The organism is Orrella sp. 11846 (genome assembly GCF_048820935.1).
In the GTDB taxonomy this organism is placed as follows: Bacteria; Pseudomonadota; Gammaproteobacteria; order Burkholderiales; family Burkholderiaceae_B; genus Algicoccus.
The window spans coordinates 1-303 of the sequence record NZ_JBMERD010000070.1 but is presented as its reverse complement, the minus strand read 5'-3'; the positions used below and the strand labels follow the sequence as shown (position 1 = coordinate 303).

The following is a 303-nucleotide window of genomic DNA, read 5'->3' as shown; positions in this document are numbered from 1 at the left end:
ATCTGTGTTCGGTGATTCAGGTTACATCGGAGCAGAGAAACGCCCTGAGCTTGAGGACGTCGATGTCGAGTGGCATATTGCGATGAAGCCCAGCCAACGACAAGCGATCAAGGATGAGGAGGCTCGTGAGCTTACGGGTGCCGTTGAACGAACCAAGGCTTCAATTCGTGCCAAGGTAGAGCATGCCTTTCGTATTCTCAAGTGCCAATTTGGCTTCCGAAAAGTGCGCTACCGGGGCTTGCTCAAGAACACCGCGCAGGTCGTCACGCTACTGGCGCTTGGAAATATCTGGATGGCCCGAGA

The 303-nt window shown here is 54.1% G+C and carries 1 protein-coding gene; it reads left to right on the top strand.

What is annotated here, in order from left to right; genetic code table 11:
- On the top strand, positions 1 to 303 hold a 303-nt coding region (locus tag ACOI06_RS14650; RefSeq protein ID WP_420663324.1), incomplete at both ends, for a transposase.